Here is a 1,369-nt window from a genome sequence, read left to right on the forward strand (position 1 = left end):
ACGGACCCTGAGGTATCCCCACAAATCCGACCCTCTGGCGTTCACTCAGCGAGCAGCGCATCATGGTCACTCGCGACCCATTGATCCAGCGGCCCGATGGCATCGACCAGCTCGGCGATGGTTGTGCGGCAGTGCTCCATTGTCAGCAGCAGGCGGGCGAGGAACAGCCTTGAGTAGGCGCGTCGCTTGCGGCTGCCCGGTCGCAGACGCTCATGCACGCCGCCGTGCTCGGCGGCAGTGCCGATCAGCCACAGCAGGATCGCCGCCAACGAGGCGATCAGCACCAGGACGGTGAAGCGACCGACACCGCTCGAGGCGCTGCACTCCAGCCCCTCACCGAAGTGCGGGCTTTTCATATCCCGGAAACTCAGCTCAATCTGCATCCTTTGACGATACACCTTCACCAGGTGCTTCGCCGACCAATCGGCAAGCCGGGTGGAAGCCACCAGCAGCCAGGGCTCACGCGCATTGCGCGCGGCTTTCAGGCGCTTGTTCGTGCGTGAGCGCTTGCCCGAGGCGGTCTTCTGCCGGCGTCCCTGCCTGGGCTTGCGTACCAACACGAAGGTCGCGCGCAGCGGATGGCTGCGCACCCACTCGCCGATGCCAAGCGCGCTCGGCGTACAGGTCGCCTCCTCAAACACCCGCTTGCAGCTTCGCCAGCGTGACTTGAGTTGAATGAAATCGCGCCCGCGCACCCGTCCGACCCAACGCCAGCCTAAGCGCTCGACCTCGCGGTAGAACGGCACCTTGAAGCCGGAGTCGGCCACGATGATCGGATCTGCCGTTACCGGCAGCAGCGTTTTCAGCTGCTGCAAGAACCGATGTTGCACTCGTCGGTTGCCGAGGTTGCGCTGCGCATGGACCTCCTCATACAGCGTCAGGCTGCGTCCGCCCACCGGCAACGAGGCGCGCAGCAGAGGCAACGACTGGTCCGCCTTCAGATCACTCCAATCGATGACGATCAGCGGCTCGGCAACCTTGGCGAGCAGCATCCGCGCCAACGCGCCGTAGATAAGCTTCGCGTCACGCTGCAGAGGCCGGTTGCCCAGCAGCCGGTCAGCCCGCTTGATGCGATGGCGCAGCGCTGCCACGCCGCTGAAGCGCCGGCCGATCTCCGTCAGCGTCAGCCGCGGGCCACTCACCGTCGCCGCAACCGCTTCGAGCAGCACGCTCAAGCGTCGCCGGTGGATACCGATGAGCAGCGGCGCGACGCAGCGCTGTAGAATCGTCAGTGCATGCATGGGGGGGCCTCCGAAGGTTTAGTCGCCCGTGGTGGACCCTCAAACCCCATGCATGTTCATTTTCGAACTAGCATGCTCATCTAACTAACTGTCAAATAATGGTTTTTAATGGGGATACCTCAGGGACG

General features: G+C 63.9%; 1 protein-coding gene. It reads right to left on the bottom strand.

The genetic code is table 11. The annotated features are described in order from the left end of the window. Window positions 1–41 precede the first annotated feature (41 nt). A complete protein-coding gene (locus tag VBE63_RS29385; RefSeq protein ID WP_323686512.1) occupies window positions 42–1,241 on the bottom strand; it encodes an IS4 family transposase in 1,200 nt (399 codons plus the stop codon). Window positions 1,242–1,369 lie beyond the last annotated feature (128 nt).

It is taken from the genome of Lamprobacter sp. (assembly GCF_034860625.1).
Classification (GTDB): Bacteria; Pseudomonadota; Gammaproteobacteria; order Chromatiales; family Chromatiaceae; genus Lamprobacter.